This is a genomic window from Buttiauxella sp. JUb87, from assembly GCF_004361975.1.
In the GTDB taxonomy this organism is placed as follows: Bacteria; Pseudomonadota; Gammaproteobacteria; order Enterobacterales; family Enterobacteriaceae; genus Buttiauxella; species Buttiauxella ferragutiae.
In genome coordinates, this window is record NZ_SNVY01000001.1 from 1038592 (window position 1) to 1064756 (window position 26165).

The window sequence follows — 26165 nt, forward strand, 5'->3', positions numbered from 1 at the left end:
GGTATAAAAAAGCCCGACCGAAGTCAGGCTCTGTTACTTAGGGTGACGAATCACTTGGCGGTGGAAATGGAATCGTATGACCGCTCACATGCCATGCCATTTACTCGCCATTCGTCAGCAGTTGCTGCCAGTTGCTGATTTCGTTCGACAGATTTGCTGAGCACGTCGGCAAGCAATACTCCGGAGTTGGCCCTTGTCGCGCTTGCGTTGGCAATTGCGGAAAGCTTGCTGGTTTCACTTGCTGCGAGCTGACGCCGGATGTTTGCGATGGTGAGTTGCAACTTGTCAGCAGCAGACTGAGCGTTAGCAGCATCAAGCCGCGCTTTGTCGAGTTGAGTTTGTGCATCAGCTGTTACCTGGTTGATTTGGTTCTGGCGGCGCTGTTCTTCGGTGCGTTCCTGCTCTTGGCGTCCGGCGAGTTCGAGTAAGTCCTTTCCATCACGTTCAGCCCACTTGATATTCCAGTCCTGATTAGTGTCGAACTTTCCAGACTCGTAGCCATTGTGATGGAGTGCGTAGCCGATGCCGCCGAGTACCGAGAATACAAAAGCAATGATGAGTATCAGGTAGCGGGTTTTCATTTCTGGCCCCAGGTGCAAACCTCATATTCAACGTCGCGGCGATTCATCAGGCCTTTCCATTTCTTCCCGCCTGCGTATATCCACTGCTTGAGTCCGTCACACGCCGCCTGGTAATTACCGGCGTTGAGGTTACGCAGCAAGGAAGAGCGTTCAAATGCCGATGCACCAACGTTGAAACTAAAACTGATAAGAGCCGCTTTCTGGTATTCACTGGATGGCACCTTTACGGAACGCTCAACGGATTTGGCGAATGGCTGAAGGTCTTTGTCGAGAATGGCCTTGCACTCTTTCTCGGTGTACTTCTTACCGATGATGATGTCTTTGCCTGTGTGCCCGTAACAGACGGTGAGCACTCCAGCGACATCGTAATAAGGCTCGTATCGCACACCCTCAAGGTCAGGAATCAGCACCGCGGCTATTGCAAGAGCGCCAGAGCCTGAAACCGCGATCAGCTTATTGCGTAGAGACGAATTCATTCAAATCTCCCGGGGCGCTTTCTGACTTAGGTCAGCGATAACTTGAGCTGTTGCTGAAGGGTTTTTTACGTCTGTCTTGCTCAGGATGTCTTGCAGTATCTTCGTGCGCTTCATCTGCTCACGCTTGTTGAGCCGGTATGTGAGGACGCCGAGGATAATGCTAAAGGCGACACCAATTATGAAGCCCCAATCCTGTAGGGACAGGCTGGCAAAGAAAGCCGCAAGACCAGCACTACCATATGAGGCGTTACTGTATCTTTCGTCCATCTTCATAGTCTCTCTCCTCGCGTTGTTGGCGGGAGCTGTGTGTGTTCGGGGAAAGCGCCAGCACATGCCACGGCACGTTATCTATGAGTGATATTGGTTGCTGGATGGTTGGCGCTAAATAAGAAAGGCCGCCGATTGGCAGCCTAATTGTATATTTTTCAACTACTGCATTTTTTGCAGGAGTTCGATTTAGAAGGCCGCAGCATAACAATCACAGGTGAAAGCTGAATTGCCAGTTAGGGCTACGGCTCAGTTGAAATTGTGGCGGCTGGCGTCGATAGTGCCAGCTAGGAGGATTTCGGCCAGGTCGCAATGCCCCGCACCTCCGACCCTTATACAGTCTCGCGATCGACCTGCGAATTCACCACAACGAAAAGCGCCATCTCCATGCTATGCAAGGGTGGGCGTTACCACCAAATGACGCTTATCTGTTGTGCAGAAACAAGAAAGCCACCGGGATTAACCAGTGGCCTTTTGTTAGTGACGCTTCATTTCGTCGTCACCGCGCTCTTTCGTCTTTGACTCCTGAGCATACATGAAATGTAATATGCCCAGGTGACGTTTTCAAGTTATTTTTATCGAATATTCAATTTAAGCAGCAATTTGCTGATGAATCACCTCCATTTCACGTTGCAGACCATGGTAAACAGCAGCCTCAAGCAACTTCATGCACCACTTTACTCGGGTCTTGCTGTTTTCAATGTGCATACCGGTTAACTCGGTAATCTTGTATGCGATATCTTGCGAGCACTTGCGCTCGCAGTAGTATTTAATGGCTACTGCACGGATGGGGTTGTCGCCCTTGAATATCTTGCACATCACTGCTTCTACCAAATCAGCCTCTTCCTGTTCGTTGGCGCGTTCCAGAAGAGGTTTAATTTTTGAGTTCAGTAATACGATTTGCTGAGCTTTGACGAATAACTCAGTTCCGCTGTATCCCTGCTTATGAAGGTCTTCCACAACCTTAATGATTCTTCCGGCTTCCTGGTCAGTGCATCGCTCGCGGATCATCAGCCTTCCGATTACCGAGCACTTGCTCGTTTCTGGCCCTTCCTTGCCACCATACTTTGCTCCCCATACATCAAGCATGCAGCGCACCCACGCAGACTGTAGTGGAGTGATTGTCTGAACTGGTTTGAGGTATTTTTTGCGGAGATCTGACTTGCGGAGGGTGTTGGCTAACTGAGTGAGGACGTCGCTTTTCATGCTTCCCCCTGCAACTGGCGTAATGTGAGATTCCCGCAGAACACAGCACCGGTATCGATGTAGTTTTGATTCCAGTATTTGAGCGGATTCTTTGCCGGGGTATGCCCGAAGATAAACTCATCCGCTCCGGTGATCTGGCTACCGATCCCGTCCCACGCATTGCTGACTCGCTCACGATTCCAGATGACCTGCTCGGTCTTGACCGGTTTTCCAAACTCATATTCGCTGTGCGGATAGTCCGCATGGCAGATGACGTATTTCTTGTCGCCGGATACCAGTTCGATAATCAGCGGAAGCTCTGCCACTTTGTGAACCAACGCTTTTGCCTGGCGCTCTTTGTCATAATCGAGATAGAAGAACCAGCCACCACCGTTAGCCATCCAGTGATTAACGTTACCGTGCTCGCTAAGTCCATCAAGCATCATCTGTTCGTGATTGCCACGTACTGCGCGGAACCATGGGAAGGTGATTAGCTCCATGCACTCAACGTTTTCAGTGCCGCGGTCGATGAGGTCACCAACGGAGATAAGCAAGTCTTGTGTCGTATCGAATCCGATTTCATCCAACTTGTTCATCAGTAGCGTGTAGCAGCCGTGAAGATCGCCGACCACCCAAATGTTTCGATAAGCGGAACCGTCTATTCGCTGATAGATTTCTGTCATGCCCTGACCCTCCGGCGCTGTTTCGCTTTGCGGCGCTCTGCTGCTTTACCGGTTCTACGGTTATTGGTGAGCGGGTATGAGTAGCCATTCGTCTCCATAGGAATGGTGGCAATCATCGGTGGCTGCCAGCCATGCGACATAAATGCGCCTACCACACCTAATGCGATGCTTTTTTTCATGCTGCCTCCAGCTCTGTAATGATCACTTCCAGCCTGCCGCCCTTAACCACTTCGCAACGAACCATGCGCACGTCATCAATCAGGCTGTCGTCAGCAATGACGCCTGCACTGGTGAGCGAGTCGAGAGGTGCTTTGAATAGGTTGTCGAGGTCACGCCGGGCGCGTGTAGGTGGATATGCGAGAATTTTTACTTTGAGTTTGCCAGCTAGGTGGAACTGCTGATTTGCTTCGGTGATTTGTTGAGTTACTGCGGTGGTGTATTCCCTTCCCTTCTTGCTCTTTATCTTTCGGCCCCGGAAAACTGAGAAGAGGTGATTATTGCCGGGCGGCCAGGGTAGCGTTATTCGATACTCGTTCACGTTTTCACCAATCCCTCTTTCAGCCAGATAACCTGAGTTCGCGCCATTCCTTCCAGTGCGCACTCTTTCGCGTATTCGGCATCTACAACGTGCGTACGGCGATCAATCTCATCGTGACAGTGACTGCATGCGATTGTGGCGATAAGGTCAGGAGGTTTGATTCCGGTGCCGCATAAGCCGGGTAATCGGATATGGGCTAAGACTGAGGTTTCTGCGTTGCCGTTACACACTCCAGGAATTCTGACCTGGCATTCACGGCCTCGGGCTGCATTGCGTAAGTTAGCCATATTTTCTACCCCACTTCCGTTCACACTGCCGAATCCAGCTATTCATGTTGTTGGTGATGGTACTGTTATGTGGCCCTTTGTACTTTTCTCTGCCGGTTTTGCATCGCATGTGAATAACGAGCGCAAGAATCGGATAAGTGAAGGTGAGAATTGCTAACAGAATCGACGCTACGGTCACCTTAATGGTGAAGGCTGGCAAATCCCTTACTTCGGTATCTGGAAGCGCTACAACTTCATCCCACGCGTTATCTGCTACGTTGCTCATGACCTGAGTCGAGGCTGACAGACAATCAAAATAATTGAAGTCGTAACCGGCTGCGGCAGCCCAATATGGATTGTCCTGGAAGTGCCTGAAGGTTATCGGCCCGTATCTGCTAATTATCATCATTCATCCTCGAGTTCGGATCGGTTTCTACATACGCCTCGTGAGCGCATTCGTTACATGCGTAAACTTCGCCAGGCTGCAAAGGCTTTGTACACGCTGCGCAATATCCTGCTGCTGCGTTGCTGTTGCGCTGGTAGGTGGTGATGTCAGATGGCTGGAGCATTGATACCTCTCAACTCACCTTCCTCCACCTCGTAGCCTGTTTCGAAGAAGCTCAACTTCCCTTTCATCGTCAGGAATGGTAATGGTCTGGCATCGGAAAGGGTGAAGCCCTTGGGGCCAAAGAACCACGGAGAGACACTTTCAGAGATGCAGTCGGTGATGGTCGCAGCACCAACGATGCCACCACGCTCAATGCCTTTGTGTCCCGGCCAGTTTCCCGGGTGGCTGAAAGCATTCCAGGTCGGAAAGTCGATGTGGTACATCCTGTGCTTCAGCAAGATGTCAATAACTGCGCTGTAGTCGTCCATTGATGGCTTTGCTGCGCTGGCATGAATTAGTACTGGCCCGCGGTATTTGGTGTTCCAACTTCGGTTCTCAATGTCCTTGTACCCGTTAACGATTAGCCATGCCCACGGCTGACGGATTGAAATGGCTTTCATGCTCTTGTCCTTCTCATGCGATCCCATTTAGCGCGCAGCAGAACGTAAACGTAGTCATACGTTTTTACCTGGCTTTCGGTTGGGATTGGTTTGGGTTTGTTGCGGGAACGTTTGGTGGGTTTGAATATGGACGCATCCATTACTGCGACTATGCTGCTCTTTCGCTGGCGCATTCCTTATCTCCAGTCCAGTAAGTGCCGGTTATCGCTACACCAGGAACCAAGGAAACATCACTGTTGCACTGATTGCCCCATGCATCCCAGCCTGGTGATGACTCGCGAGCGAACAACTCAATGCGCGGCACATCTCCGTAAAGTTGCTCAAGCTTGTTTCTAGCCTCCCATGGTTTGCTGCTGTGCTCTCCGATCGGTGAGTAAATCACTTGCTTCACCGATGCCGATAAGCGCTCAAGTCCGGTACCGCGCACGGCGATCAGCAGGTCTTCCGTATTTGCCCGGGTGTAGTTGCCGCCGTTCATTCTGGTTTGCTTGTTCAGCAGATCGAGGAAGCCGTAAAAGTCCTGCACCTCCCCAGCCTCAAGCGCCTTATTGATGTGCTGCTCAGCCAGTTGGTTCAGCTTCACCCAGGTAAACCCTTTCATGGTGCGAACCTTGAAACCCCACGCCTCAGCCAGCTTGATTGCTTCCTCGCTGTGAGTGCCGGTGTACCACATGGCAAGCACTGCGTTTTCGTCTGCCAAATCCCACACTGGCAGCCGCATCAGGTCGGTCATGGTCATGGTGCTGTAGTGATCTTCCGCTGCGCCATTGCTGATTGTGTTGCTGTATTGCCAAGGCGGATCTGCGTAGATAAGTTTGAATTTATTCATGAATAACGTCCCTCTGTGAATTTAATCCCCTGCCCAACTGCCCAGGCCGTGACATATTCGATAAGACTCGCCATGCGGCTGACGCTCATCTCTGCGCTGCTCTCCCGGATGTTTACGAACTCTCCCTCAATGCCCGGAACAATCTCTGCCTGCTGCTTTGTGGCGACGGCGTGACCGCTAATGAGCAAACCTTCCACTGCTCAGGCTTCAGCTTCTTGCCGCACCATTCAGCCTGGCGAGCAATGTCACCCAGGAGCGCATGAAATTTTGCATTCTGATCGAGGTTGCGTTTGTAGTCGGAGATGCGGATTGTTACGGGTCGGTCTTTGTCGGTCAGGAGGGAGTTGATGATGTTTATTGCGTTCTGCCTGATTCGTTCGTCACGAAGCATTAGCGTTTGCTTCATCGCTATCTCCTTTAACGGTTATGCCAGCGGCGCGGAGGGTTCGCTCAACTTCTGTCATCCACACGGCATCGATACCACAATCGTGAGGTGAGAACGTGTCGAAGTCATATTTATCAATAACGATGCTGGCACGGCCTGCTTTCCACCCTCGCCATACCGAGTCAGTTAATGATGATACGTAACCACCGTCATCAAACTTAGCCAGCCCACCATTCAGGAGCCCATCTCTACATGCCGCTTCAAATCTCTGCTGCTCTTCTTCAACCTTCAGTGGTGATGTGGTCATTGAAGCTCTCCGAATGTGTAATCATCGTCGTGCAAAACATCGTCATGGACATAGATAAATCCACCATCGTCAGTGCGAGCCTCTTCGCCGTCATCATCAACATGGGGTTCAATGCTTCGCTGGCAGAGCGGGCAATATTTGGCATTTAATTGAGGGATCACGTTCGCACCCCACTCAATAATTGATTAATCCGATAACCCTGCCAGTTGGCGCGGCACTCTTCGAATACTGAATTGCCCGGCGTCGGCTCCATGAAAATGGCTGGCTTTGCCGGCTCTTTGCCGAGCTTGTACGAGCCGCGACCGTACATCACTGGCGGGCTTGACTTGTTAGCCGTGTAGGCTCGGATCCCCTTCTTACCCTGGGTGCAGATATTCCCGGCCTTCACCATTTTGGTAATGGCATCAGAAATGTTCTTCGTGTGGCTGCCCATTGCTTTGGCTACATCAGGCATCTTGATGCCGGGGTTATCTTTGATGATTAACCAGAGCTGGTATGCGCGGGATAGTTCTTTGATTTCGGTGGTCATGATTGATGCCCTCTCTTCAGGCCAAACTTCGACCGGATTTCTGCGAGCTTATCCAGTGCCTTATCGTTGCTAACCGGGATGCTCAGTTTCGGTATTTGAACGACTGGTGCCGGGATTGCCTCTCCCGCCTCGATACGCTTCGACATGGCTTTAAGTTCACTGGCGCAGCGCTTGCGCAGTTCCGGCTCTGTTAGGTTCAGAGATCGCATCTGGTTAAACAGCGCGGTCACCATCCAGAAACAGGCTGGCGATTCCCATGGGTAAGCTTCTGCCGAACTGTAATAGCCACGGTCACGGCTGTACTTCATGACCATGCGGTAAAGTTCATCCAGGTCAGGTAAGCCGTTAGCCTTGATAATTCCCTGCTTGCACCATGCGATGAATTGCCCCGGGGAAGGCCAGAATGCCGACTCACTGGCTCGGGCATGCTGCATACCTGCCGATAACTGATCGCGGGTTCTGATTCCGTTCTCAGCGAATGCAGCGATCCACTGACGTTTAGCCGCGGCTTCGTCGGACGGATTGCGGAATACTGTCGATACCGCAGCCGGGAATACTTGCTTCAGGTTCTGAAAAAGCGCGTCTACCAGCTTTTCAGCGTTTTCGTTAACGATGCTCACTGGCTCAGGGTTAGCCCCTGCCATGCTTGCCAGCGCACCGCCGTCACGGTTGGCGATAATGCTCGTCAGATTTCTCATATGAACTCCTGCCATGCTTCGCGTGTATTCCAGACTTCAGGCTTGGAAGATTCCGCAGCGCGAGTATTTCTACCTGGCTGATTCATCTGAGCCTTGAGTGTGTCCCATTTTTCACGAAGCTTTGCAGGGCTCATGACGTTGGTCTGCCAGAAGTGATCGGCATTCGCCCATTTGAAGACTTCGCATATTTCTTGATGGCTTACCGCGAGAGCGTTTCGCATCAGGCGGATATCGTTTGACCAGGATGACCAGGTTGGCTCCTGCGCTGTAGGTGAGATTATTTGTACTTTCTTGAACATCCATTCCGCAGCCTTCAGGTCATCTGCATTGCCCCACTTGTCACCTTTGGGGCTTTGCACTGCTGCACCTGGTCTAACTACAGGAAGATTTTTAGGGGGCTTGTCAGAGGATTCGTCAGAATTCTCGGACGTAGTCTTTTTATTATTGTTATTACCTTCTTGTTCATGATGCGCGGCTTTATGCTCGGGCTTATGCGCGGGGTGTGCCTCTGAGGCCGCGCCAGTACTGGCTTCGTTATGCTCGGGCTTATGCGCGGAGTTATGCGCGGGTAAATCGGGTGTTTTTTCAGCATATTCGGCATAGTTCAGGATAGTGATTAGCGTCCCTTTTCGCCGTTCTGCATGAACTGAAATCATCCCTTCTTTCTCAAATACAGTAAGCATCCTTTCAACTGCGTGGCGACTTGTTGGCTCCCCGCTTCTGTCGCAGAGAGCCAGACCAAGATCAGCTGAGGTCGTTACCAGTTGTCCGGTTTCCAGTCGCCATGTATGCCCTTTAAAGTTGGCTACGAATGGTTGTCTGGCAGCGTCGAGCAAGATGTTCTCCCAGAGCGTTCTGAGATAGACATCCTTTGCCCATAGTTGCTTCTTGACGCTCCGGTACAACGGGATGTAACCATTCTTCTGGTTCTCCATCCTGTTGCTCCTGCGCTTGCGGGCAGCGTTAAAATCAAAGAGTTCAGCAGTAGACATCGCCTCCCCCTCCACTGTTTACACATCCAGTTATTCCTGGCATAATTACTCCTGTGAATTGATCCAGTTATTCGCACTAAGCCGCAAAGGAGTTACAGCTCTCTTGCGGCTTTTCTTTTGTCATTTCCAGTTGCAGCCGTGAATATTCAAGCTGTATCCAGATCAAGTGCCGGTAGTGTTCAAGCGGCATCTTCCTTTCTCCAGACATCACAAAATCCTCTACACCGCTGGCGGCGAGAGTTTCCATAATCTCGGGGTACTTTTCTGTTCTGCGCAGGACGGTTGAGTCAGCTACGTTAAGCAGCTTTGCCACTACTGATTGACGGGTGTTTGATAATGCCTGGTGAGCAGCAGACAGCAGGTGCCGCCCGATAAACGCAATGGTTGTTGATTTGCGTGGATTTGCCTGTTCCATTTTGTAGTATTTCCCTTGGTGAATTAGTTAATTGCGTGACAATGCGGTGAGCAAGTCACTTTGGGTTTCCCCACAATGGCGGGGACGAGTTCAGCGTTTTAAAGAGCGGTGGTGCTTATGCTGCTTGAACTGGGTGAGGGAAAAGCCCCGGCAAATCAGGTCGGATTTCGTGAGCCTTTACTTCACCATTTGTTGCCGTGACCACGCGAACAACTTGTTCCGGGGCTACTTTCGACTTGTTGTGCAACCACTTGTAAACAGCCTGTTGTGTAACACCACATGCAGAACCAAGTTTTTGTTGCGATCCAACTAAGTCAATGGCGGTTTTAATTGCGTTGTTCATAACAACCTCCATTGTTAATAAATACCAGTATAAAACTATAGTTGTTTATTTTGCAACAACTATGCTCGTTTGATTGCAAACAACTGAAGTTGTAGATTATGGATATGAAAAATACGCTTGCCGAAAGGCTAAAAATGGCGCGGCTTCAGGCTGGATTATCCCAGAAGGTTTTGGGTGAGAAAGTCGGCATAAGTCAGGCTGCTATACAGAAAATTGAAAATGGGTCTGCGAAAACCTCGACGAAGCTCATAGAGATCGCCAGGGTTGTTGGTGTGCGTCCGGAGTGGCTATCTGAAGAGAAAGGCCCGATGAGTGCAGCAGAAATAGAGAACTCTATTCCTCCTGAAAGTGAGTGGGGAACAGTTGATGTTTGGGATAGCAAAACACCACTGAGAGATGATGAGGTGGAAGTGCCATTTTTGAAGGATATTGAATTCGCGTGTGGTGATGGTAGCTATAACGAGGAAGACTATAACGGGTTCAAACTGCGATTCTCCAAGTCAACCCTGCGCCGCATTGGTGCCAGCACTGATGGGCATGGAATTCTTTGTTTCCCAGCTCGCGGAAACAGCATGGAGCCAAATATTCCTGATGGAACAACCGTAGCAATCAACACTGAAGATAAAAAGATCATCGACGGAAAGATATATGCCATAAGCGAGGATGGGTGGAAGCGCGTAAAAATGCTACATCGTGTCGGTCCTGATACAGTAAGCGTACGTAGTTACAACGTAGCTGAGTATCCACCAGAAGATAAGCCAATCAGCAATATAGAAATCATTGGTCGTGTATTTTGGTGGTCAGTACTGGACTACTAGCAGTGGCCTGAAGATATCTTCGAGTAGGTGAATTTTGCGATTCGGTGATTAATTGCATTCTTGGAATCACTTTAGCTCACCTTGGTTTGGGAAAATGGAAATTTAATTAGTGGCTAAAACAGACGATTACCTACCCAGCCAAGCTGAGGTTGACCATGTACTTTATAGTAAAAAATCAGTCAATTTCACTGGAGTGAAATGGGGGCCAAAGCCTCCACCTAATAGGCCGTTGATGTGGTTACAAATGCAAATTATTCCCACCGATCAGGATGACATTCCTATACAAGGGTTATCCTTCCTTCTTCAGTGGAAGCCAGACCATGAGTCACAAACTGTCGCTGGAATTACTTACCCAAAAATTAATCTTGTTGCACTTTACAATAAGAAACGAATTTTTGCTGTAGATACTTATCCTTTTGATAAACATAAAAATAGCTATCGAATTGACAGGCCTGATTATCAAGACAGTGTTTTCGGACCTCACTATCATGTGTACTACGAGGAAGCTGGGTACTATAGTGAAAAAATTGGATTCCCTATTACTTCGGGCATAAAACCTGACGACCTGGTAGGGTATTGGAACTACTTTTGCAATAAACTCAATGTTACTTGTGCGGGGAAAATACCTATCCCTCTTGAGGATGAATCTGGACAGATAGGACTTGGATTATGATGTGCTCAACGGTGATCTCACAACTCGGTTTCGAATGCCATCCTATAGGCGAAACTATGAGAATTATCAGCCCATTCACTTATTGTGATGATGGGGAGCATGTTGGTGCATTTGTTAGAGAAGTAAATGGAAGGTTCTTGGTAAGCGATAGGTGTGACGCGCTCATGAACATGGAGGCGAGAGGCATATCCCTCACTAAAAAACGCCTAGATGAAATTCGTTATCTGCTTCATAGAGAAGGGGCTGAATTAAACGAGCGCGGCGAGATTATTGGCTGGGCCACTGAGAGTAACATTGGTTCAGTAACTTCAGATATCATCAGAGCTGGCATTCTTGCATCGACCTTATCAATTGATTGGTATCAGCCAGTTCAGGCTGAAAAATTCGAAAGTGTAGTGATCGATTACCTTTATCATTCTGTGGTGAAAGATCTAATTTCACTTAGAGATAATGTCATAGGAATGAGCGGACATCAGATAACAGTCCCCGTAACTTTAAAAACTGCCGAGCCGAAATATATATTCACCTCAAGCGTCAAGCATGGTGGTAGTTGGAACAGTGCCTATTCACTTCTCGGCAAGTTGATTGACCTGAAAAACGCCAATGATGCACTTAATAACCGATTCATAATCGTGGATAGTGACGCCATCGGGGATCAGATGCAGCAGCTTTCACTTCTTTTTAATGAGTCCAGCCATGTGTTGCCTTTTTCGAAGAGAGAGTCATGGATAAAGAGGCTTGCAGCCTAATGCATAACCCGGCCACCGAGCCGGGTTTTTATTGCCCGCTACTTAATCGCCACGCTACCTTTCCGAACTATCTCGGCGGCATCCCTGTTAACCCCCTTGCCGATCACATTACCCGTCTCCTTGCGGTACTGCTCCAGCTTGTCGATGATAGCCTGCTGCGTTACTGGCTGATTGGCTAACGATAATTCCATTACAGCCTTTCCCATAGCACTAACCATCATGTTTACTCGCTCTTCATCCAGATCCATGACATTCCCTCGATTGAATTTCGACCATAACAACCTACCACATAGCCGCTAAGATGGCATTTACAAAAAATAAACACCCAATAAAAACAACCACAAAGATAAAATAACAACTAAAAAAACCGAAACAAACAACAATGGTTGTTGACTATAAAACAACTATAGTTTTTAATTAGTCCATCAGCAGGACGCTGAAGCAGTACGACAAGGAACGCAGTCACTTTAACATTGATGGATTATTTCTCCCGCCCTTGTGGGAGACCAAAGAGTAATTGGCTTTGGGGTGTGGTGAGTCAGAAATGACTACTACGGCATATGGGTGACGGCAGGCTCGAAAGGCTGACCGTGTGACACGTTCGATTCGTGTAGCCGCAGGAATGCGCACACCACACCACCAAAGCTAATAACCGGAGGTGAACATGATCACTTTAGTTGCAAAGAATAGCGTTACTCGTCGCTACTTAAAGCGCGGAGAGTTGATGGCAAAGCGCCGAGCTGAATCTTGCGGCTCGGTAAAGACGGACGCTATTTCTGGACGAGTTGAGCTCGCTCTTCGCGCTCCAAACTGGCGTGAGCCTAAAGGCGAGTCAGGAGGTGCTTGTTTGCCACAGGTGGCGATCTTTAGCGCGGGATTCCGCAAGAGTGAAAATTTAACAGCGAGGTGATAAGGGATGGTAACTGACAAGCTAATAATAATCCGTGTCAAATCTACTGGCAGAGAATTCGCCTATCCCGCAAGTCGTTACAGCGAGCTTCCTACGGTCAGTATTGAGGCGGGCACTCCAGGTCACACTAACTTTGGACGCAGCGAGCTCGTATTCATGGAAGAGAACGGACTCGCGACCAGGGTCGGTTACGCAAAGCTGGCGTTGGATATCAGCTATGAACTTAATCAAACAGAAGCATGAGAACACATCAACTTCCCTGCCACAGGTGGCTATGTATAGCGCTGGGCATCGTAAGTCAGAGAACATTACAGCGAGGTAGTTATGTCAGAGCAAATAGAAGTGATTGATGTATTTCATCAGAACTACGGTCCAGAGGATGGTATCCCACCTCATTGGTGCTGCCAGTACCTCAAGAATGGATTCGCTGAATATGAATATTTCGACACTAAAGACGAGGCATATGATTACGCCTTTAAGCACGGCTACAAACCATTTTGAGGTCGCCTAGTGCGGCCTTTTTTATGCAGATTGGAGTGAATGATGAGTGAGTTCAAAGGAACGCCGGGGCCATGGCATGTAAGTGCGGAAGAGTGCCTTGTCATCCGTGATGATTACGAATTTTCGGTGGTTGCAAAATACGTTGGCTATCTGGCAGATGATGTTGAGATGGCAAACGCAAAGTTAATCGCAGCATCGCCTGAATTACTCGAAGCTTGCCAGCGCGCCCGCAACCAGTTTTACGCGGCAGGATATGAGCCTAAAGCTGGTTCAATGAACCCTACAGAATGTCTACTGGCTCAGTTAATCGCCGCTATCAGCAAGGCTACAGGAGAATAGATATGACGAAGAAGCAATTTTTCATGTACGACCCCGACAATGGATTTGAAACATATCCAACAGCAGAGTTAGCCAAAACCGCTGCCGAGGAAGCTATCGATTATTACCGTGGCGATGCTGGTGACGGCTGGCCTGATGAGGTGGCGCAGGTCTGCTGGGGCGAGATTAAGCAGGAGTCACAGCAGATCGGATTACGCCCATGCGAAGAAGGCGATCCGGGTAATTGCGAGATGATTTGTGATTACGCGCTAGAAGATGTTTAACCAGCTTCCGTATCTGCTTTCAGCTTTCCCTGAGAACAGATACTGAACCCTCGTTGTTCCGATTGCCGTCCATTGTGGCGGCATTTTTTTAACTGGAGAAAAGTATGAAAGAACTGCGCTTTTATGGTGCCAGTGATGACTTGTTTGAATGTGAAGGCGCTATTCGAGAGGAGATTGGCTGCTTTAACGATGCTGGTAAATATCACCTTAAATCAAGCGAAGGCGAGCTGTTGGTTGTTGGTCAATATCTTGATACCGGTTTGTGGAGTGTGGGGCTATCACCAGTCGGTGAAGGCGCTGCCGTACCGCCATGGCCTACATCCTATTCAATCTATGAGCATGGATATAGCACCCTGCTTACCTTGCAAGTTCCTGACGATACGGTGCTTGTCATGGAAGATGACGATTAATCACGCAGCCACCTTCGGGTGGTTTTTTATTGCGTCCATCCCTGAGCGTCAACGCTGATGAATGAACACAAACCTAACAGGAGCTCACCCATGATGTACGCCATCGCGGGCAGCGGCATCATGTCCGCTTACTACCCGCCAGAATCCGAACTATCCCGACGTTTCAAGCAAATCGTTAAAGCAGCCCGTAAGTACCTGGAGGCTTTATGCAGAGTTCACTGAGCATCAACCACAACAAGCTTAAAGCAGCGCAGAACAAGGCTGTTATCGCTCGCTACCTCGGAGACGGCCGGATGTGGTTACAGGCCAACGAAGAAATGAAGTCGGCAATTAACCACCCGTGGTATCGGAGGGGAAAATGAACGCTTATCGCGCTTATGACCGTGAAGAAGTGCGCCGTGAGAATGCCGAGGCACTCAAGGTGCTTGATGAGGAAGAAGAGGCAGAGTTGGCGGATCAGTTCGATAACGAGCTACCACTCAGCAAGCTCGAAGCAATGATCACCTCCTCCCTGAGCGCCGATAAGAGAGCCGTTTCACAGGCATTCATGGATAACGTTGAGTTTCAGGATGCGGCGGCCAACTTTCTGCGGCTTGCAGCGGAAATCATCGCAACCAACCAGGCGAAAATTAACAGGAGCTTCCAGTGAGCGAATTACGATCGGGGATTTATTACGACCTGTCGAATGAGGACTACCACAAGGATGAGGCTGTCGGCTCAACGACAATCAAGTCGATTAGCGTCAGCCCGGCAAATCTCTATTTCAACCCATTCAAAGGCAGCAAATCGGCGCAGATCGGAACGGCGATACACGCAGCTCTGCTTGAGCCGGAACTGTTTGAACGGGAGTTCCTGTTAAAGCCAGATATCAGCACCCGAGCATCAAAGGAATACAAAGCGCTGGCGTCTGGTTGCGATCCGGAAAAGATACTCATCGGCAATGAAGTCGACACCATAAACCGGATGATTGAATCGTCTGGCCTTAATGATGATTTTGCCGATTACATGGCGGCAAATGGGCGCTCAGAAGTTTCAATGTTCGCCACCTGCCCTATTACTGGCATGCGCCTCAAGTGCCGTTTCGACAGACTATCAGATAGCCACCCCTACCCGCTGGATGTGAAAAGTTGCAGGGACGCAACGCAGCGCGGATTCAGCCAGGCATTCGGTCAGTATCACTACCACGTGCAGGCGGCATTTTACTTGTACGTTCTGAAGCTGGTCACCGGGCGCGAGCTTAACCAGTTCTGTTTCTTCGCTATCGAGAACACCGCGCCATTCAAAAACTGCATGTACTACATCGGAGAGGACTCTCTTGAGCTCGGCAGAAAGATCATGTTTGAGGCCATGAATAAGCTCGTTGAGTGCATGGCTGGCGACACGCCGCAGACGGAAGGAATGGTCTTGCCATCAAGCGAAATCAACGTGCCTGGCTATCTGTTTGAAGAAGAATTTGACGAGGAGGTATATCTCTAATGGATCTGTCACAAACAATAATTCCCAAATCTGACCAGCTCAACTTTGAGGATGTGCAGTCGCAAAGCATAACGGCAGTAATCAAATCAGTTCGTGCTGGAAACAAAGAACAGCCGGTAATGATTGACCTTGAAGGTTTCGATGGTCGTCCATACAAGCCGTCTAAATCAATGCGTCGCGTTCTGATTGGTGGCTGGGGAAATGATGGGCATTCGTGGGTGGGTAAGTCACTGACACTTGTTGGTGACCCGTCAGTTAAGTATGGCGGCGTGGCAGTTGGCGGCATCAAAGTTAAGGCAATGAGTCACGTCGAGGCGGCATTCTCGCTAATGCTCACCACTTCCCGCGGCAAACGTACCGAGCACCGAGTTGAAAAGCTGAATGTCGTCGATCCGCTTTCATGGTTCTGTGAGCGGGCAATCGCTGCCACCGACAAGAAGCTCGAGCACTTCTACCAGAAAACGAAAGCCGCATTAACTGGCGATGAAGACAAACTCAAAAAGCTTGATGAAGCATACCAGGCGCGGAAATCAGAACTCGGAAATGAAAATGGTGAGTGATGAAACACTTAATTTTCTATCGGCGCGGGTGCAATAACTCAGGGATGAAGGAGCGAGTTTGCTGGCGGCTAAGTAAAGGGCCAGCAACCGGATCGGAGCTTGCCGCAATGCTCGGAATGGATTTACCAGCATTCAACCGCTATGCACGTAGCGCCCTGCTTTCTGGCTCTGCCACTGCGGTTATATCAGCAAGTGAATGGGTTAAGCTGGAAGGAAGGAGGCTGGACAGGATTTACACACTCGAAAGCATCGGCGGCAACCGGGTAAAACCAACCGCAGGTAAAAGCATTCTGGTTAGCAAAAGGACGCTGTCACACCTTCACCCAGGCATGAAAGAGAAGAACATCGAAGCGGCGAAGCGCCGGGCCAGACTTATCAAAGCTGGCATTTATATCGACGCACTCGGCTGATTCCAGCCACCTACCCCGACTATCAAATCCAAACACAAACCTCATCGCACTAGCGACTAAGGGGATTACCCATGGAAATGTATAAGTGCTGCCTCTGCAAGAAAGAGGTAGATGGCAATAACGCATATGAGTACCGCGGCTTTACTTCATGTGCTGATTGCTTCGACAAGGTCATTGAGAAAGTCGATATCCGGCGCGGTGAAATTATTGCCCGCAATGAAGCCGTAACCGCCCCGCTCGCAGGCCTTGATATCCATCCTGACTCAACCATTGGCAAAGCCAACAGAAAGCTTCTGGCTCCGGCTATTGAAGCATCCAGCAAAGAAACCTTAGCCGAGCAGCAGTATCGCGCCGGAAAACTCTGAGGGATTACCCATGCGAAGCAACTCATACAATCCCGATCTGACGCCGGGAGACTTAAAAATCGAACGCAGACAGCGCCCAATGCCAAGTGAAACAGAATTGAAAGCGCGGCATAGCTTCCCACCGCCTGACCAGAACCGGCACATCGACGCCTTCATGAAGAAAATAACTCACCACTGAGGCTCTCATGAACGCAACAGAGAGCAATGCAATACGAGCCACTGCGCGTACCTGTGGCGATATGCGACTAAACACGAACGCGAGCAATTTGCTCAGCATTGAGGGATGAGAGATGACAGTTAAACGTTATGACTTTTACTACAACGACGATTTTGGTGCGGAGTTTTCAGCTTTCCAAAATGAAAACTCCGATGGTGAATATGTCTCGCATGAAGACTATGCCGCGCTACTGAAAGAGCGTGATGCGCTGGTTGCGGAAAATGTGGGGTTGAAGAAATTCTGTAAGAGCGCGGCCTTCGATGCTGATTACGAAGCTGAGCTTTGCATGGAGCGCGGGGGATTTACTGACGCGCTTAACGATATCAAAACCCAGGCCACCGACGCTGCTATTGCAAACGTTCAGGCGCAGGGCGTGGATATGTTCGTCGCACATATTGACTACCCGCACAGCCCGGTGGATTTCACGCATGGATATGTTGATGAGCTTGCAAAAGCATTCGCCTCGCAACTGCGCAAGGAGTCCACCCATGACTAACCCAGCATACGAAGCCACTAACAGTGATGTGCGAATGATTGCGATAACTAAGCAATTATCAAGCTTAATGGTCGAGCGGTTCACCATGAATCCTATCAGCGCGAAGATTCTGCGTGAAGATTGGGAAAAGGAGTTTCCTGACAATGAATCCATAGCCCAACGCTTCAATGCACTGATAGCGGCGCTGGAAGCCGAAAATGCGCTAAACAAACATCTGGATTTGGCAATTCGCAAGGCTGAGGGTTGCAGTGAGGCGCTGAGGAGACGAGCAGAAGCCGCAGAGAATCGCAGGGATGAACTCGAATCCGCACCCAACGGCATGATGCAGCTATCCAATGAACTGACAGAGATGAAGCGGAAGTGTGCGGAGCTGCAAGAGCAGAAGGATAAATGGGCAGTATGGGCGATAGCTCTTGGCGCTAAGGCTGATGAGCTGGAATTTCGCCCACTATGCGTTAAGTCCAATGATGCTATGCGTGAAGCTGCGCCGCTATACGTTAAGTTGCCAGATGGTTCCAAGCCGTCAGTGATTCGAGGCGGGCAGCAGTCTACATCGTATCGAGCAATTATGAGCGGTTCCGGAGACTGGCTCCATAAGGACATGGTCATCGAAGCAATCCGCGCCGCTGGCGGCACAGTGGAAGGTGAGTGAGATGGGTAAAGTAACTTTCGTTGTTGAGTTTGAGGACGGGAAGGAACCGGCAGTTAACGCAGGTATTGAAATACTCGGCGGGAAGCTTGTGTCTGTGGCATGGCGCGATGCAGTTAATGAGGCGTGGTTTAGTGTTCACGACTGCCTGCCACCTGGTAACGAGAACGTATTGCTTTTTGATGCCAATGGTGAGGGCAAGCTAATTGGATGGCGTTCTTTATGGTATGGGATGGGCCAAGTCGAAACCGGCGAGTGGGAATGGTCATTCCAGATTGAAGGCATGACAGACCTCGACATCACCCATTGGGCACCTATTCCAGAAGGACCGGAGGATCTATGACTACCAATCGCATGGGATTAGAGCAGGTGCTGAGTGATGAGCGGCTTGAAGAAGTAGCAAATATTGGAAGCGTTGATCAGATGGCATTCCCTCCATCACATACACAGTGCGCAGCTATGGCGCGCGAGCTGCTGGCGTACCGGAAGGCAAGCAAGGAGCCTATTGGTGAGGTTTGCTTGGGAGAATATGACGACAGCGGTAGTCATCCTGATGCGCGAGTTGTCTGCCTACATTCGCATGCGGACTGGAATAATTTTACTGACGGATTCAAGTTATTCTCAACCCCGCCACCCCAGGCTGTGCCGGTGCCGGATGAATGGACTGATGCGCAATGTCTGGAGTTCCTGACGGTGGCATTCAGACACAATCGCATCAAGGGCGACATTGAGTTCAATGATATTCGCCTTGGCGTGAAGATGGCTAATGATTATCGACCGCCGAAAAGTGTCACAAATGAACCATAACCACCTCACCACTCACCAATAAGCTCGCATGTGAGCCATTGCAACAAGAATGGATTACGTGTGAGCTATTCGCAGTAAATTTCACCGATTAAAGACCATATATAACCTACCGCCGCGTGCGGTTTTTTTACGCCTGGAGAAAGCCATGAGCGAATTAATTCAACTGGTTCCAAATAAGTGGGTAACAGAAGAAAAGCTGATCCAAGTTACCGGCCTGCGTGAAGGCACCATTCGCCGCGCGCGCAAAACATCCTGGATGCAGGGGCGCCAATATCTGCACGTGTCGCCAGAGGGTGAGCCGAAACCTACCAGCGAGTGCATGTACAACCTTCCTGAAATTAATGTATGGATTGAACGCCAGGCATCAAATCAGCCTGGTGCCGCGGGACGCAAAAAAGCTTAACCTGTCACCCCTTTCAACAAACAGGAGTCATCATGGGAAAGATAGTGTATCCACCGGGTGTTGAGAACCACGGAGGGTTTTTGCGTATCTGGTTTATGTATCAGGGTAAGCGCGTTCGGGAGAAGTTGAGCATTCCCGATACGCCAAAAAACAGGAAGTCAGCGGGTGAATTGCGTTCGTCAGTGGCGTTCGCAATAAAGACCGGCACATTCAATTACGCAGCACAGTTCCCGAGCTCCTCCAACCTCATGAAGTTTGGCGAGGAAAGGAATGGCATCACAGTTAAGGATCTGGCTGAGAAATGGCTTTCGCTGAAAGAGATGGATATCTGCAATAACACGATGGGCCGCTATCAGTCTGCGTTAAGAAATACAATCCCAATGATTGGCGCCGGAACTCTAATCACATCAGTTAACCAGGAGAGGATGCTTTCGCTTAGGAAGGAGTTGCTAACAGGGTTACAGAATCCAAAGCGTGGCCACAAATCAGTTGTAATCGGGCGCTCGGTTGCCACCGTTAACTTTTACATGGGTGTGCTGTATGGAATGCTCTGTTTCGCTAAGTCTAATGGCTATGTGAAAGAGAACCCAATGGAAGGTATGGCGCCAATGCGTCGCTCTAAAGTCGAACCAGATCCACTCACTCGCGATGAGTTTATCCGGTTGATTGATGCTTGCGCCAACCGGCAAGTTAAAAACTTCTGGTCACTGGCTGTGTATACCGGTCTGCGTCATGGGGAAATGTGCGCATTAGCCTGGGAGGATATCGACTTGAAGGCCGGAACTATTACCGTTCGCCGTAACCACACGCTGAAGAAGGAGTTCACCCTTCCAAAAACTGACGCGGGTACGGATCGGGTGATTGCGCTTATTGATGCTGCAAAGGACATACTTCGTGATCAGGCCGAGATGACCAGATTAGGAAAACAGTATGAGATTGATGTGCTGCTCAGGGAGTACAGAAAGAAGGAAGTCCACAAATGCACGTTTGTGTTCAACCCTTCCCTGCATGCGAAGAACGGACGTTCTGGTCATCACTATGCCGTAGGCTCGGTAAACCAGAGTTGGGAGGCTGCTATGCGCCGCGCGGGATTACGCTATCGGAAAGCGTATCAATCCAGGCACACATATGCTTGCTGGTCTTTAACAGCCGGAGCGAACCCAAGCTTTATTGCTTCGCAAATGGGCCACTCGAATGCACAGATGGTTTATCAGGTTTACGGTAAGTGGATGGCTGATAACGACAGCGACCAGATTGCCATACTTAACCAGAAATTGTCGTCATTTGTCCCATCCATGCCCCACGCAAAAGCAGTTTGATGATAATTTCTTTATATATCAAATAGCTTAAACCACTAAACCTGCATATTCATCACTTCCTGATACGCCGACACCATCTTATTGCGCACCTGGATACCCATCTGTAGCGAAACCGACGATTTTTGCAGATCGACCATCACATCATTGAGCGCAACACCCGGTGTTCCGAGGGCAAAATTTTCAGCCTGAGTACGGGCAGCGGTTTGCGTTTCACTGATACGGCCAAGAGCTGCCTGTAACTCACCGGCAAAACTCACTTTTGGCTCGTAATTCTGAACCGGATTCCCCGCTGACAGCGCGGTTGCCTGCAACTGCTGAAGTACGCCTTCGATACCTTGAATTGCCATTTCCCTGCCCCAGTGATTTTAAACGCGGCAAGATTACCACCTTGTCACCAGGACAAAGGCGCTAAATAGCGGCAATAAATAGAGCTAATTCAGCCATCAAAACCGCTAAGAAAGAAAATAATAACGTTGCCATCTTTGTGGAACTTTTGTTGTGGGAGCTCGTTTTGTTCACTCTGTCTATTAAATATGTTGTCTACGCCCAGCTGCGAGGTGCTCAATGACCGCAGCAAGCCTGCCACAAACGCCGCAAAACAAAACCCAGGAGTGGCTGGCCCGCATTCGTGCAAATCCTAAAATCCCGCTAGCGGTCGCAGGCGCTGCGGCTATCGCCATTCTTGTCGCGCTGGTGCTGTGGGCCAAAACGCCTGATTACAAAGTGCTGTACAGCAATCTGGCCGAGCAAGATGGCGGTGCCATCGTCACTCAACTGACCCAGATGAATGTGCCTTATCGTTTCTCTGATAACGGCAGCGCGATTTTGGTCCCGGCAGATAAAGTCTACGATCTGCGTTTGCGCATGGCACAGCAAGGGTTACCGAAGGGTGGCGCAGTCGGCTTTGAATTACTGGATCAAGAAAAGTTTGGCATCAGCCAGTTTAGCGAGCAGGTGAACTACCAACGCGCACTGGAAGGCGAACTGGCGCGTACCATCGAAACGCTTGGCCCGGTCAAGACAGCGCGTGTGCATCTGGCGATGCCTAAACCTTCTTTGTTTGTTCGCGAACAAAAATCCCCTTCTGCTTCAGTCACACTTAGCCTGGAAGCTGGTCGTGCGTTAGACGAAGGACAAGTCAGTGCCGTGGTGCATATGGTGTCGAGTGCGGTTGCTGGTTTGCCGCCAGGCAATGTGACGCTAGTCGACCAGGGCGGGCATTTGCTGACGCAGTCCAATACCGCAGGCCGTGACCTTAACGATGCACAGCTTAAATATGCAATGGATGTCGAAAGCCGTTACCAGCGCCGCATCGAAGCCATTCTTGGGCCGATTGTCGGCAACAATAATGTCCACGCGCAGGTCACCGCACAAATTGACTTCTCTAATAAAGAACAAACACAAGAGCAGTATCACCCGAACAGCGATCCCTCTCAGGCAGCGGTGCGTTCGCGCCAGCTTAACCAAAGCGAGCAAGTGAATGGCCGTAACCCAGGTGGTGTGCCGGGTGCACTATCTAACCAACCTGCCCCACCGAATAACGCCCCCATTTCAACACCGCCACAAGCTACGCCAGCGAATGCTCAGCCGCAGCAAACACAGGCAACATCCACCTCTGCGCAGAGTGGCTCGAGTAACACCCAGCGTGACGAGACCACCAACTACGAGGTCGACCGCACCATTTTGCATACCAAGTTGAACGTCGGTGATGTTCAGCGGCTGTCTGTCGCGGTGGTGGTGAACTACCGCCAGCTTACCGATGGCAAACCACTGCCATTGACTGCCGATCAGATGAAGCAAATTGAAAATCTGACGCGTGAAGCGATGGGTTATTCCGATAAACGCGGCGATACGCTCAATGTCGTTAACTCACCGTTTAGCGCCAGCGACGAAACCAGTGCGGAACTGCCGTTCTGGAAGCAACAAGCCTTCTTCGAGATGTTGATGTCGGCCGGTCGTTGGTTGTTGGTGTTGATTGTTGCCTGGCTGCTGTGGCGCAAAGTGGTGCGCCCACAACTGCAACGCAAAGAAATGGCACAACAAGCCCTGGTTGAAGCCCAACGCCAGCGTGTGGAAGAGGAAGACGCCGTTTCTGTACGCCTGACGAAAGACGAACAGCAGCAGCAACGCAAAGTTAACCAACGCCTCGGCGCTGAAGTCATGAGCCAGCGTATTCGCGAGATGTCTGATAACGATCCGCGCGTGGTCGCGCTGGTGATACGCCAATGGATGAGTAACGAACTATGAGTATTAGCGGAACAGAGAAAAGCGCCATTCTGTTGATGACCATTGGCGAAGACCGTGCGGCGGAGGTGTTCAAGCATCTCAGTCCACGTGAAGTCCAGCATCTCAGTGCCGCGATGGCCAGCATTCGCCAGATTTCTAATAAGCAACTGACCGAGGTGTTGGCCGAGTTCGAACAAGAAGCCGAGCAGTACGCCGCGCTGTCGGTCAACGCGAACGATTATCTGCGTTCGGTGTTGATCAAAGCCCTGGGCGAAGAGCGTGCCTCCAGCCTGCTGGAAGATATTCTGGAAACCCGCGAAACCACGTCGGGCATGGAAACGCTCAACTTTATGGAACCGCAAAGTGCTGCGGACCTGATTCGCGACGAGCACCCGCAAATTATCGCTACCATCCTGGTTCACCTCAAACGTGCTCAGGCGGCAGATATTCTGGCGTTGTTCGACGAGCGTTTACGCCACGACGTGATGCTGCGTATCGCGACCTTCGGCGGCGTGCAGCCTGCGGCATTGGCTGAGTTGACCGAAGTGCTCAACAACCTGCTCGACGGCCAAAACCTCAAGCGCAGCAAAATGGGCGGCGTGAGGACGGCAGCAGAAATTATCAACCTGATGAAAACTCAGCAGGAAGAAGCGGTTATCACTGCCGTTCGCGACTTCGATGGCGAGCTGGCACAAAAAATCATCGACGAAATGTTCCTGTTCGAAAACCTCGTCGAAGTCGACGACCGCAGCATCCAGCGCCTGTTGCAGGAAGTGGAGTCCGAATCGCTGCTTATCGCCCTCAAAGGTGCCGAACAGCCACTGCGCGAGAAATTCCTGCGCAACATGTCGCAACGTGCGGCAGATATTCTGCGCGACGACCTCTCCAACCGTGGCCCGGTACGCCTGTCGCAGGTAGAAAACGAACAGAAAGCCATTCTGCTTATCGTTCGTCGCCTGGCAGAAACCGGCGAGATGGTCATTGGCACCAGCGAGGATACTTATGTCTAACGGGCTTGCGTGGAAAATCTGGACGCCAGACGATTTAGCACCGCCGTCGCAGGCATTTGAGCCATTGTTCGCCTCTGATGCTGAAGATGAACCCACTGAATCGCCTGAAGAAAGCGAGCCCAACTTGCAGCAGCAACTGGCGCAAATGCAGATGCAGGCGCACGAACAAGGTCATCAACTGGGTTATGCCGCAGGGCATACAGCGGGTGCAGAAGAAGGCCGTAACGCTGGTTTTCAGCAAGGCCTGGAGCAGGGGCTGGCTGAAGCTAAGCAACAGCAAGCACCGGTTCATGCGCGGATGCAGCAACTGGTTAGTGAATTCCAGTACACCCTGGATGCGCTCGATAGCGTCATCGCTTCGCGTTTGATGCAAATGGCACTGGAAGCGGCACGTCAGGTTATTGGTGAGTCAAAAGGCATTGATAACAGTGCGCTGATTAAACAGATCCAGGCGCTTTTACAACAAGAGCCGCTGTTCAGTGGCAAACCACAGTTGCGCGTGCATCCCGATGATTTACAACGTGTTGAAGAAATGCTCGGCGCTACACTCAGCCTGCATGGCTGGCGTCTGCGTGGCGACCCAAGTCTGCATCAAGGCGGCTGCAAAGTGTCTGCCGATGAAGGCGACCTCGACGCAAGCGTGGCAACGCGCTGGCAGGAACTCTGCCGCCTTGCAGCTCCAGGAGTGTTGTGATGACTGCCCGTTTAACACGCTGGCTCAACACGCTCGATAATTTCGAAGCGCGGATGTCACAGTTACCCACCGTTCGCCGTTATGGCCGACTGACACGGGCCACCGGCCTGGTGCTGGAAGCCACCGGTTTGCAATTGCCCCTTGGGGCGACCTGCATTATCGAACAGCACTCCAGAGATATTGAGTGCGAAGTTGTCGGTTTTAACGGCAAGAAACTGTTCCTGATGCCCCTTGAGGAAGTCGAAGGGATCTTGCCAGGTGCTCGCGTTTACGCGCGCGCCACCGCTGAAGGTGGCCTGCATAGCGGGAAACAATTGCCACTTGGCCCGGCACTATTAGGACGGGTACTTGATGGAAGTGGCCGTCCACTAGATAGCCTTCCGGCCCCTGAAACCACCACTATGGGGGCGCTGGGTGCCGCGCCATTCAACCCGTTACAACGAACGCCTATCGAACACGTTCTGGATGTCGGCGTGCGCCCAATTAACGCACTGCTGACTGTCGGGCGTGGGCAGCGTATGGGGCTGTTCGCCGGCTCCGGCGTCGGCAAGAGCGTGCTGTTGGGCATGATGGCGCGTTATACCCAGGCTGATGTGATTGTGGTGGGTTTAATCGGTGAGCGTGGTCGTGAGGTTAAAGACTTTATCGAGAATATTCTTGGCCCTGAAGGCCGCGCCCGTTCGGTGGTGATTGCCGCTCCAGCAGATGTTTCACCGCTATTGCGTATGCAGGGTGCCGCGTATGCCACGCGCATCGCCGAAGATTTCCGTGACCGCGGTCAGCATGTGTTGCTGATTATGGACTCCCTCACCCGCTATGCGATGGCGCAGCGTGAAATCGCGCTGGCGATTGGTGAACCTCCGGCTACCAAAGGTTATCCGCCGTCGGTGTTTGCCAAGCTCCCGGCGCTGGTTGAACGTGCTGGTAACGGTATCTCTGGCGGCGGTTCGATTACCGCGTTTTACACCGTGTTGACCGAAGGCGATGACCAACAAGATCCGATTGCCGACTCCGCGCGCGCCATTCTTGATGGTCACATCGTGTTGTCGCGCCGCCTTGCGGAAGGCGGCCATTATCCGGCTATCGACATTGAAGCCTCCATCAGCCGCGCCATGACCTCACTCATTACCGACCAACACTACGCCCGTGTTCGTCATTTCAAGCAGTTGTTATCCAGCTTCCAGCGTAATCGCGATTTAGTCAGCGTTGGCGCGTATGCCAAAGGCAGCGATCCGCAGCTCGACAAAGCCATTGTGTTGTGGCCGCAACTGGAAGCCTTTTTGCAGCAAGGGATTTTCGAGCGCAGCGGCTGGGAAGAAGCGTGCCAGTCACTGGAGATTATTTTCCCTGGGGTTTGATGTTCACAAC

At 50.7% G+C, this 26165-nt stretch carries 46 protein-coding genes and 1 pseudogene; 26 read left to right on the forward strand and 21 right to left on the reverse strand.

From position 1 onward, the window contains the following. Positions 1-50: 50 nt before the first annotated feature. From EC843_RS04845 to EC843_RS24635, 15 genes and pseudogenes are all read right to left on the reverse strand, one after another. On the reverse strand, positions 51-581 hold the full coding sequence (locus tag EC843_RS04845; protein ID WP_133521768.1) for a DUF2514 domain-containing protein: 531 nt from the start codon (positions 579-581) through the stop codon (positions 51-53). Further along, the gene (locus EC843_RS04850; protein ID WP_133521769.1) at positions 578-1057 is read right to left on the reverse strand and encodes a lysozyme; all 480 of its coding nucleotides are present in this window, start codon (positions 1055-1057) and stop codon (positions 578-580) included. Before EC843_RS04850 ends, EC843_RS04845 begins: the two co-directional genes overlap by 4 nt. Continuing rightward, positions 1058-1330, reverse strand: a complete 273-nt coding sequence (locus EC843_RS04855) for a hypothetical protein (RefSeq protein WP_133521770.1) — start codon at positions 1328-1330, stop codon at positions 1058-1060. It abuts the gene before it with no gap. Positions 1331-1915: 585 nt separating this feature from the next. After that, on the reverse strand, positions 1916-2530 hold the full coding sequence (locus EC843_RS04860) for a hypothetical protein (RefSeq protein WP_133521771.1): 615 nt from the start codon (positions 2528-2530) through the stop codon (positions 1916-1918). Next, positions 2527-3192 (reverse strand): metallophosphoesterase, encoded by a 666-nt coding sequence (locus EC843_RS04865; RefSeq protein WP_133521772.1) that lies wholly within the window; start codon positions 3190-3192, stop codon positions 2527-2529. The genes EC843_RS04860 and EC843_RS04865 overlap by 4 nt, the downstream gene beginning before the upstream one ends. Beyond that, entirely contained in the window at positions 3189-3371 is a 183-nt protein-coding gene (locus tag EC843_RS04870; protein WP_133521773.1) for a hypothetical protein, read from the reverse strand. Before EC843_RS04870 ends, EC843_RS04865 begins: the two co-directional genes overlap by 4 nt. Then, the gene (locus tag EC843_RS04875; protein WP_133521774.1) at positions 3368-3730 is read right to left on the reverse strand and encodes a RusA family crossover junction endodeoxyribonuclease; all 363 of its coding nucleotides are present in this window, start codon (positions 3728-3730) and stop codon (positions 3368-3370) included. Before EC843_RS04875 ends, EC843_RS04870 begins: the two co-directional genes overlap by 4 nt. Beyond that, positions 3727-4017 (reverse strand): DUF1364 domain-containing protein, encoded by a 291-nt coding sequence (locus EC843_RS04880; RefSeq protein WP_133521775.1) that lies wholly within the window; start codon positions 4015-4017, stop codon positions 3727-3729. Before EC843_RS04880 ends, EC843_RS04875 begins: the two co-directional genes overlap by 4 nt. Further along, positions 4010-4402, reverse strand: coding sequence for a hypothetical protein (locus EC843_RS04885; RefSeq protein ID WP_133521776.1), 393 nt, complete (start codon positions 4400-4402; stop codon positions 4010-4012). The genes EC843_RS04880 and EC843_RS04885 overlap by 8 nt, the downstream gene beginning before the upstream one ends. Then, complete coding sequence (locus EC843_RS04890) at positions 4392-4565, reverse strand: protein NinF (RefSeq protein WP_133521777.1); 174 nt, start codon at positions 4563-4565, stop codon at positions 4392-4394. The genes EC843_RS04885 and EC843_RS04890 overlap by 11 nt, the downstream gene beginning before the upstream one ends. Then, positions 4549-5004, reverse strand: coding sequence for an ASCH domain-containing protein (locus EC843_RS04895; protein WP_133521778.1), 456 nt, complete (start codon positions 5002-5004; stop codon positions 4549-4551). The genes EC843_RS04890 and EC843_RS04895 overlap by 17 nt, the downstream gene beginning before the upstream one ends. Next, positions 5001-5144, reverse strand: coding sequence for a NinE family protein (locus EC843_RS04900; RefSeq protein WP_243739138.1), 144 nt, complete (start codon positions 5142-5144; stop codon positions 5001-5003). The genes EC843_RS04895 and EC843_RS04900 overlap by 4 nt, the downstream gene beginning before the upstream one ends. A gap of 8 nt (positions 5145-5152) precedes the next feature. Further along, positions 5153-5833, reverse strand: a complete 681-nt coding sequence (locus tag EC843_RS04905; RefSeq protein ID WP_133521779.1) for an MT-A70 family methyltransferase — start codon at positions 5831-5833, stop codon at positions 5153-5155. Next, positions 5830-6239, reverse strand: a pseudogene (locus EC843_RS04910) (recombination protein NinB). Before EC843_RS04910 ends, EC843_RS04905 begins: the two are co-directional and overlap by 4 nt. After that, positions 6214-6525, reverse strand: coding sequence for a hypothetical protein (locus tag EC843_RS24635; RefSeq protein ID WP_208111307.1), 312 nt, complete (start codon positions 6523-6525; stop codon positions 6214-6216). Before EC843_RS24635 ends, EC843_RS04910 begins: the two are co-directional and overlap by 26 nt. On the opposite strand from EC843_RS24635, the gene EC843_RS04915 reads away from it, so the two are divergent. After that, positions 6471-6674: a hypothetical protein gene (locus EC843_RS04915; RefSeq protein WP_133521780.1), complete on the forward strand. Its 204-nt coding sequence runs from the start codon at positions 6471-6473 to the stop codon at positions 6672-6674. The genes EC843_RS24635 and EC843_RS04915 overlap by 55 nt on opposite strands. An 8-nt stretch (positions 6675-6682) precedes the next feature. Here EC843_RS04915 and EC843_RS04920 read toward each other — a convergent pair whose 3' ends face one another. The 5 genes from EC843_RS04920 to EC843_RS04940 form a co-directional block, all read right to left on the reverse strand. Next, positions 6683-7054, reverse strand: a complete 372-nt coding sequence (locus EC843_RS04920) for a hypothetical protein (protein ID WP_133521781.1) — start codon at positions 7052-7054, stop codon at positions 6683-6685. After that, the gene (locus EC843_RS04925) at positions 7051-7752 is read right to left on the reverse strand and encodes a replication protein P (RefSeq protein WP_133521782.1); all 702 of its coding nucleotides are present in this window, start codon (positions 7750-7752) and stop codon (positions 7051-7053) included. Before EC843_RS04925 ends, EC843_RS04920 begins: the two co-directional genes overlap by 4 nt. Then, on the reverse strand, positions 7749-8744 hold the full coding sequence (locus EC843_RS04930; protein WP_243739124.1) for a replication protein: 996 nt from the start codon (positions 8742-8744) through the stop codon (positions 7749-7751). Before EC843_RS04930 ends, EC843_RS04925 begins: the two co-directional genes overlap by 4 nt. Before the next feature lie 76 nt (positions 8745-8820). Continuing rightward, a complete protein-coding gene (locus EC843_RS04935; protein ID WP_133521783.1) occupies positions 8821-9159 on the reverse strand; it encodes a hypothetical protein in 339 nt (112 codons plus the stop codon). Between the two features lie 115 nt (positions 9160-9274). After that, positions 9275-9502, reverse strand: coding sequence for a helix-turn-helix domain-containing protein (locus EC843_RS04940; RefSeq protein ID WP_133521784.1), 228 nt, complete (start codon positions 9500-9502; stop codon positions 9275-9277). A gap of 104 nt (positions 9503-9606) precedes the next feature. Here EC843_RS04940 and EC843_RS04945 point away from each other — a divergent pair, with 104 nt between their 5' ends. The 21 genes from EC843_RS04945 to EC843_RS05050 all read left to right on the forward strand — a co-directional run bounded on the left by EC843_RS04945 (position 9607) and on the right by EC843_RS05050 (position 20867). Then, positions 9607-10320, forward strand: a complete 714-nt coding sequence (locus EC843_RS04945) for a helix-turn-helix transcriptional regulator (RefSeq protein WP_133521785.1) — start codon at positions 9607-9609, stop codon at positions 10318-10320. A gap of 109 nt (positions 10321-10429) precedes the next feature. Next, positions 10430-10993 carry a hypothetical protein gene (locus EC843_RS04950; protein WP_133521786.1) on the forward strand — a complete coding sequence of 188 codons (564 nt, stop codon included), beginning with the start codon at positions 10430-10432 and terminating at the stop codon, positions 10991-10993. Continuing rightward, the gene (locus EC843_RS04955) at positions 10990-11742 is read left to right on the forward strand and encodes a DUF1828 domain-containing protein (protein ID WP_133521787.1); all 753 of its coding nucleotides are present in this window, start codon (positions 10990-10992) and stop codon (positions 11740-11742) included. The genes EC843_RS04950 and EC843_RS04955 overlap by 4 nt, the downstream gene beginning before the upstream one ends. Beyond that, entirely contained in the window at positions 11718-11921 is a 204-nt protein-coding gene (locus EC843_RS24515) for a hypothetical protein (RefSeq protein WP_208111308.1), read from the forward strand. The genes EC843_RS04955 and EC843_RS24515 overlap by 25 nt, the downstream gene beginning before the upstream one ends. A 1274-nt stretch (positions 11922-13195) precedes the next feature. Beyond that, on the forward strand, positions 13196-13492 hold the full coding sequence (locus EC843_RS04970) for a hypothetical protein (RefSeq protein ID WP_133521790.1): 297 nt from the start codon (positions 13196-13198) through the stop codon (positions 13490-13492). A 2-nt stretch (positions 13493-13494) separates the two neighbouring features. Then, positions 13495-13755 carry a hypothetical protein gene (locus tag EC843_RS04975; protein ID WP_133521791.1) on the forward strand — a complete coding sequence of 87 codons (261 nt, stop codon included), beginning with the start codon at positions 13495-13497 and terminating at the stop codon, positions 13753-13755. Between the two features lie 104 nt (positions 13756-13859). Further along, positions 13860-14165, forward strand: a complete 306-nt coding sequence (locus tag EC843_RS04980) for a hypothetical protein (RefSeq protein WP_133521792.1) — start codon at positions 13860-13862, stop codon at positions 14163-14165. A 90-nt stretch (positions 14166-14255) separates the two neighbouring features. Then, complete coding sequence (locus EC843_RS04985; RefSeq protein WP_133521793.1) at positions 14256-14387, forward strand: hypothetical protein; 132 nt, start codon at positions 14256-14258, stop codon at positions 14385-14387. Then, entirely contained in the window at positions 14372-14527 is a 156-nt protein-coding gene (locus tag EC843_RS04990; RefSeq protein ID WP_133521794.1) for a host cell division inhibitory peptide Kil, read from the forward strand. The genes EC843_RS04985 and EC843_RS04990 overlap by 16 nt, the downstream gene beginning before the upstream one ends. Beyond that, the gene (locus EC843_RS04995) at positions 14524-14814 is read left to right on the forward strand and encodes a host-nuclease inhibitor Gam family protein (protein WP_133521795.1); all 291 of its coding nucleotides are present in this window, start codon (positions 14524-14526) and stop codon (positions 14812-14814) included. The genes EC843_RS04990 and EC843_RS04995 overlap by 4 nt, the downstream gene beginning before the upstream one ends. Beyond that, complete coding sequence (locus EC843_RS05000; protein ID WP_133521796.1) at positions 14811-15641, forward strand: PD-(D/E)XK nuclease-like domain-containing protein; 831 nt, start codon at positions 14811-14813, stop codon at positions 15639-15641. The genes EC843_RS04995 and EC843_RS05000 overlap by 4 nt, the downstream gene beginning before the upstream one ends. Then, positions 15641-16201, forward strand: coding sequence for a hypothetical protein (locus EC843_RS05005; protein ID WP_133521797.1), 561 nt, complete (start codon positions 15641-15643; stop codon positions 16199-16201). Before EC843_RS05000 ends, EC843_RS05005 begins: the two co-directional genes overlap by 1 nt. Beyond that, entirely contained in the window at positions 16201-16611 is a 411-nt protein-coding gene (locus tag EC843_RS05010) for a regulator (protein ID WP_133521798.1), read from the forward strand. Before EC843_RS05005 ends, EC843_RS05010 begins: the two co-directional genes overlap by 1 nt. 71 nt (positions 16612-16682) lie before the next feature. Continuing rightward, positions 16683-16976 (forward strand): hypothetical protein, encoded by a 294-nt coding sequence (locus EC843_RS05015; protein WP_133521799.1) that lies wholly within the window; start codon positions 16683-16685, stop codon positions 16974-16976. A gap of 10 nt (positions 16977-16986) precedes the next feature. Next, positions 16987-17154, forward strand: coding sequence for a DUF2737 family protein (locus EC843_RS05020; RefSeq protein ID WP_133521800.1), 168 nt, complete (start codon positions 16987-16989; stop codon positions 17152-17154). Between the two features lie 112 nt (positions 17155-17266). Then, entirely contained in the window at positions 17267-17689 is a 423-nt protein-coding gene (locus EC843_RS24640) for a hypothetical protein (protein ID WP_133521801.1), read from the forward strand. After that, positions 17682-18341, forward strand: coding sequence for a hypothetical protein (locus tag EC843_RS05030; protein ID WP_133521802.1), 660 nt, complete (start codon positions 17682-17684; stop codon positions 18339-18341). The genes EC843_RS24640 and EC843_RS05030 overlap by 8 nt, the downstream gene beginning before the upstream one ends. Position 18342: 1 nt before the next feature. Next, positions 18343-18681: a DUF551 domain-containing protein gene (locus EC843_RS05035; protein WP_133521803.1), complete on the forward strand. Its 339-nt coding sequence runs from the start codon at positions 18343-18345 to the stop codon at positions 18679-18681. Next, positions 18678-19145: a hypothetical protein gene (locus tag EC843_RS05040; RefSeq protein ID WP_133521804.1), complete on the forward strand. Its 468-nt coding sequence runs from the start codon at positions 18678-18680 to the stop codon at positions 19143-19145. Before EC843_RS05035 ends, EC843_RS05040 begins: the two co-directional genes overlap by 4 nt. 145 nt (positions 19146-19290) lie before the next feature. Continuing rightward, entirely contained in the window at positions 19291-19548 is a 258-nt protein-coding gene (locus EC843_RS05045; protein ID WP_133521805.1) for an excisionase family protein, read from the forward strand. Between the two features lie 32 nt (positions 19549-19580). Then, positions 19581-20867: a DUF3596 domain-containing protein gene (locus EC843_RS05050; RefSeq protein WP_133521806.1), complete on the forward strand. Its 1287-nt coding sequence runs from the start codon at positions 19581-19583 to the stop codon at positions 20865-20867. A 35-nt stretch (positions 20868-20902) separates the two neighbouring features. Here EC843_RS05050 and fliE read toward each other — a convergent pair whose 3' ends face one another. Continuing rightward, positions 20903-21214, reverse strand: coding sequence for a flagellar hook-basal body complex protein FliE (fliE, locus tag EC843_RS05055; protein WP_121813821.1), 312 nt, complete (start codon positions 21212-21214; stop codon positions 20903-20905). 217 nt (positions 21215-21431) lie between these two features. Here fliE and fliF point away from each other — a divergent pair, with 217 nt between their 5' ends. Genes fliF through fliI form a run of 4 tightly spaced genes read left to right on the forward strand, consistent with a single transcriptional unit; the run spans position 21432 to position 26155 of the window. Next, a complete protein-coding gene (fliF, locus tag EC843_RS05060; protein WP_064545527.1) occupies positions 21432-23114 on the forward strand; it encodes a flagellar basal-body MS-ring/collar protein FliF in 1683 nt (560 codons plus the stop codon). Continuing rightward, complete coding sequence (gene fliG / locus EC843_RS05065) at positions 23111-24103, forward strand: flagellar motor switch protein FliG (RefSeq protein ID WP_064545525.1); 993 nt, start codon at positions 23111-23113, stop codon at positions 24101-24103. The genes fliF and fliG overlap by 4 nt, the downstream gene beginning before the upstream one ends. Next, entirely contained in the window at positions 24096-24797 is a 702-nt protein-coding gene (gene fliH / locus EC843_RS05070) for a flagellar assembly protein FliH (protein WP_064545523.1), read from the forward strand. Before fliG ends, fliH begins: the two co-directional genes overlap by 8 nt. Continuing rightward, positions 24797-26155 carry a flagellar protein export ATPase FliI gene (fliI, locus tag EC843_RS05075; protein WP_064545521.1) on the forward strand — a complete coding sequence of 453 codons (1359 nt, stop codon included), beginning with the start codon at positions 24797-24799 and terminating at the stop codon, positions 26153-26155. The genes fliH and fliI overlap by 1 nt, the downstream gene beginning before the upstream one ends. Positions 26156-26165 lie beyond the last annotated feature (10 nt).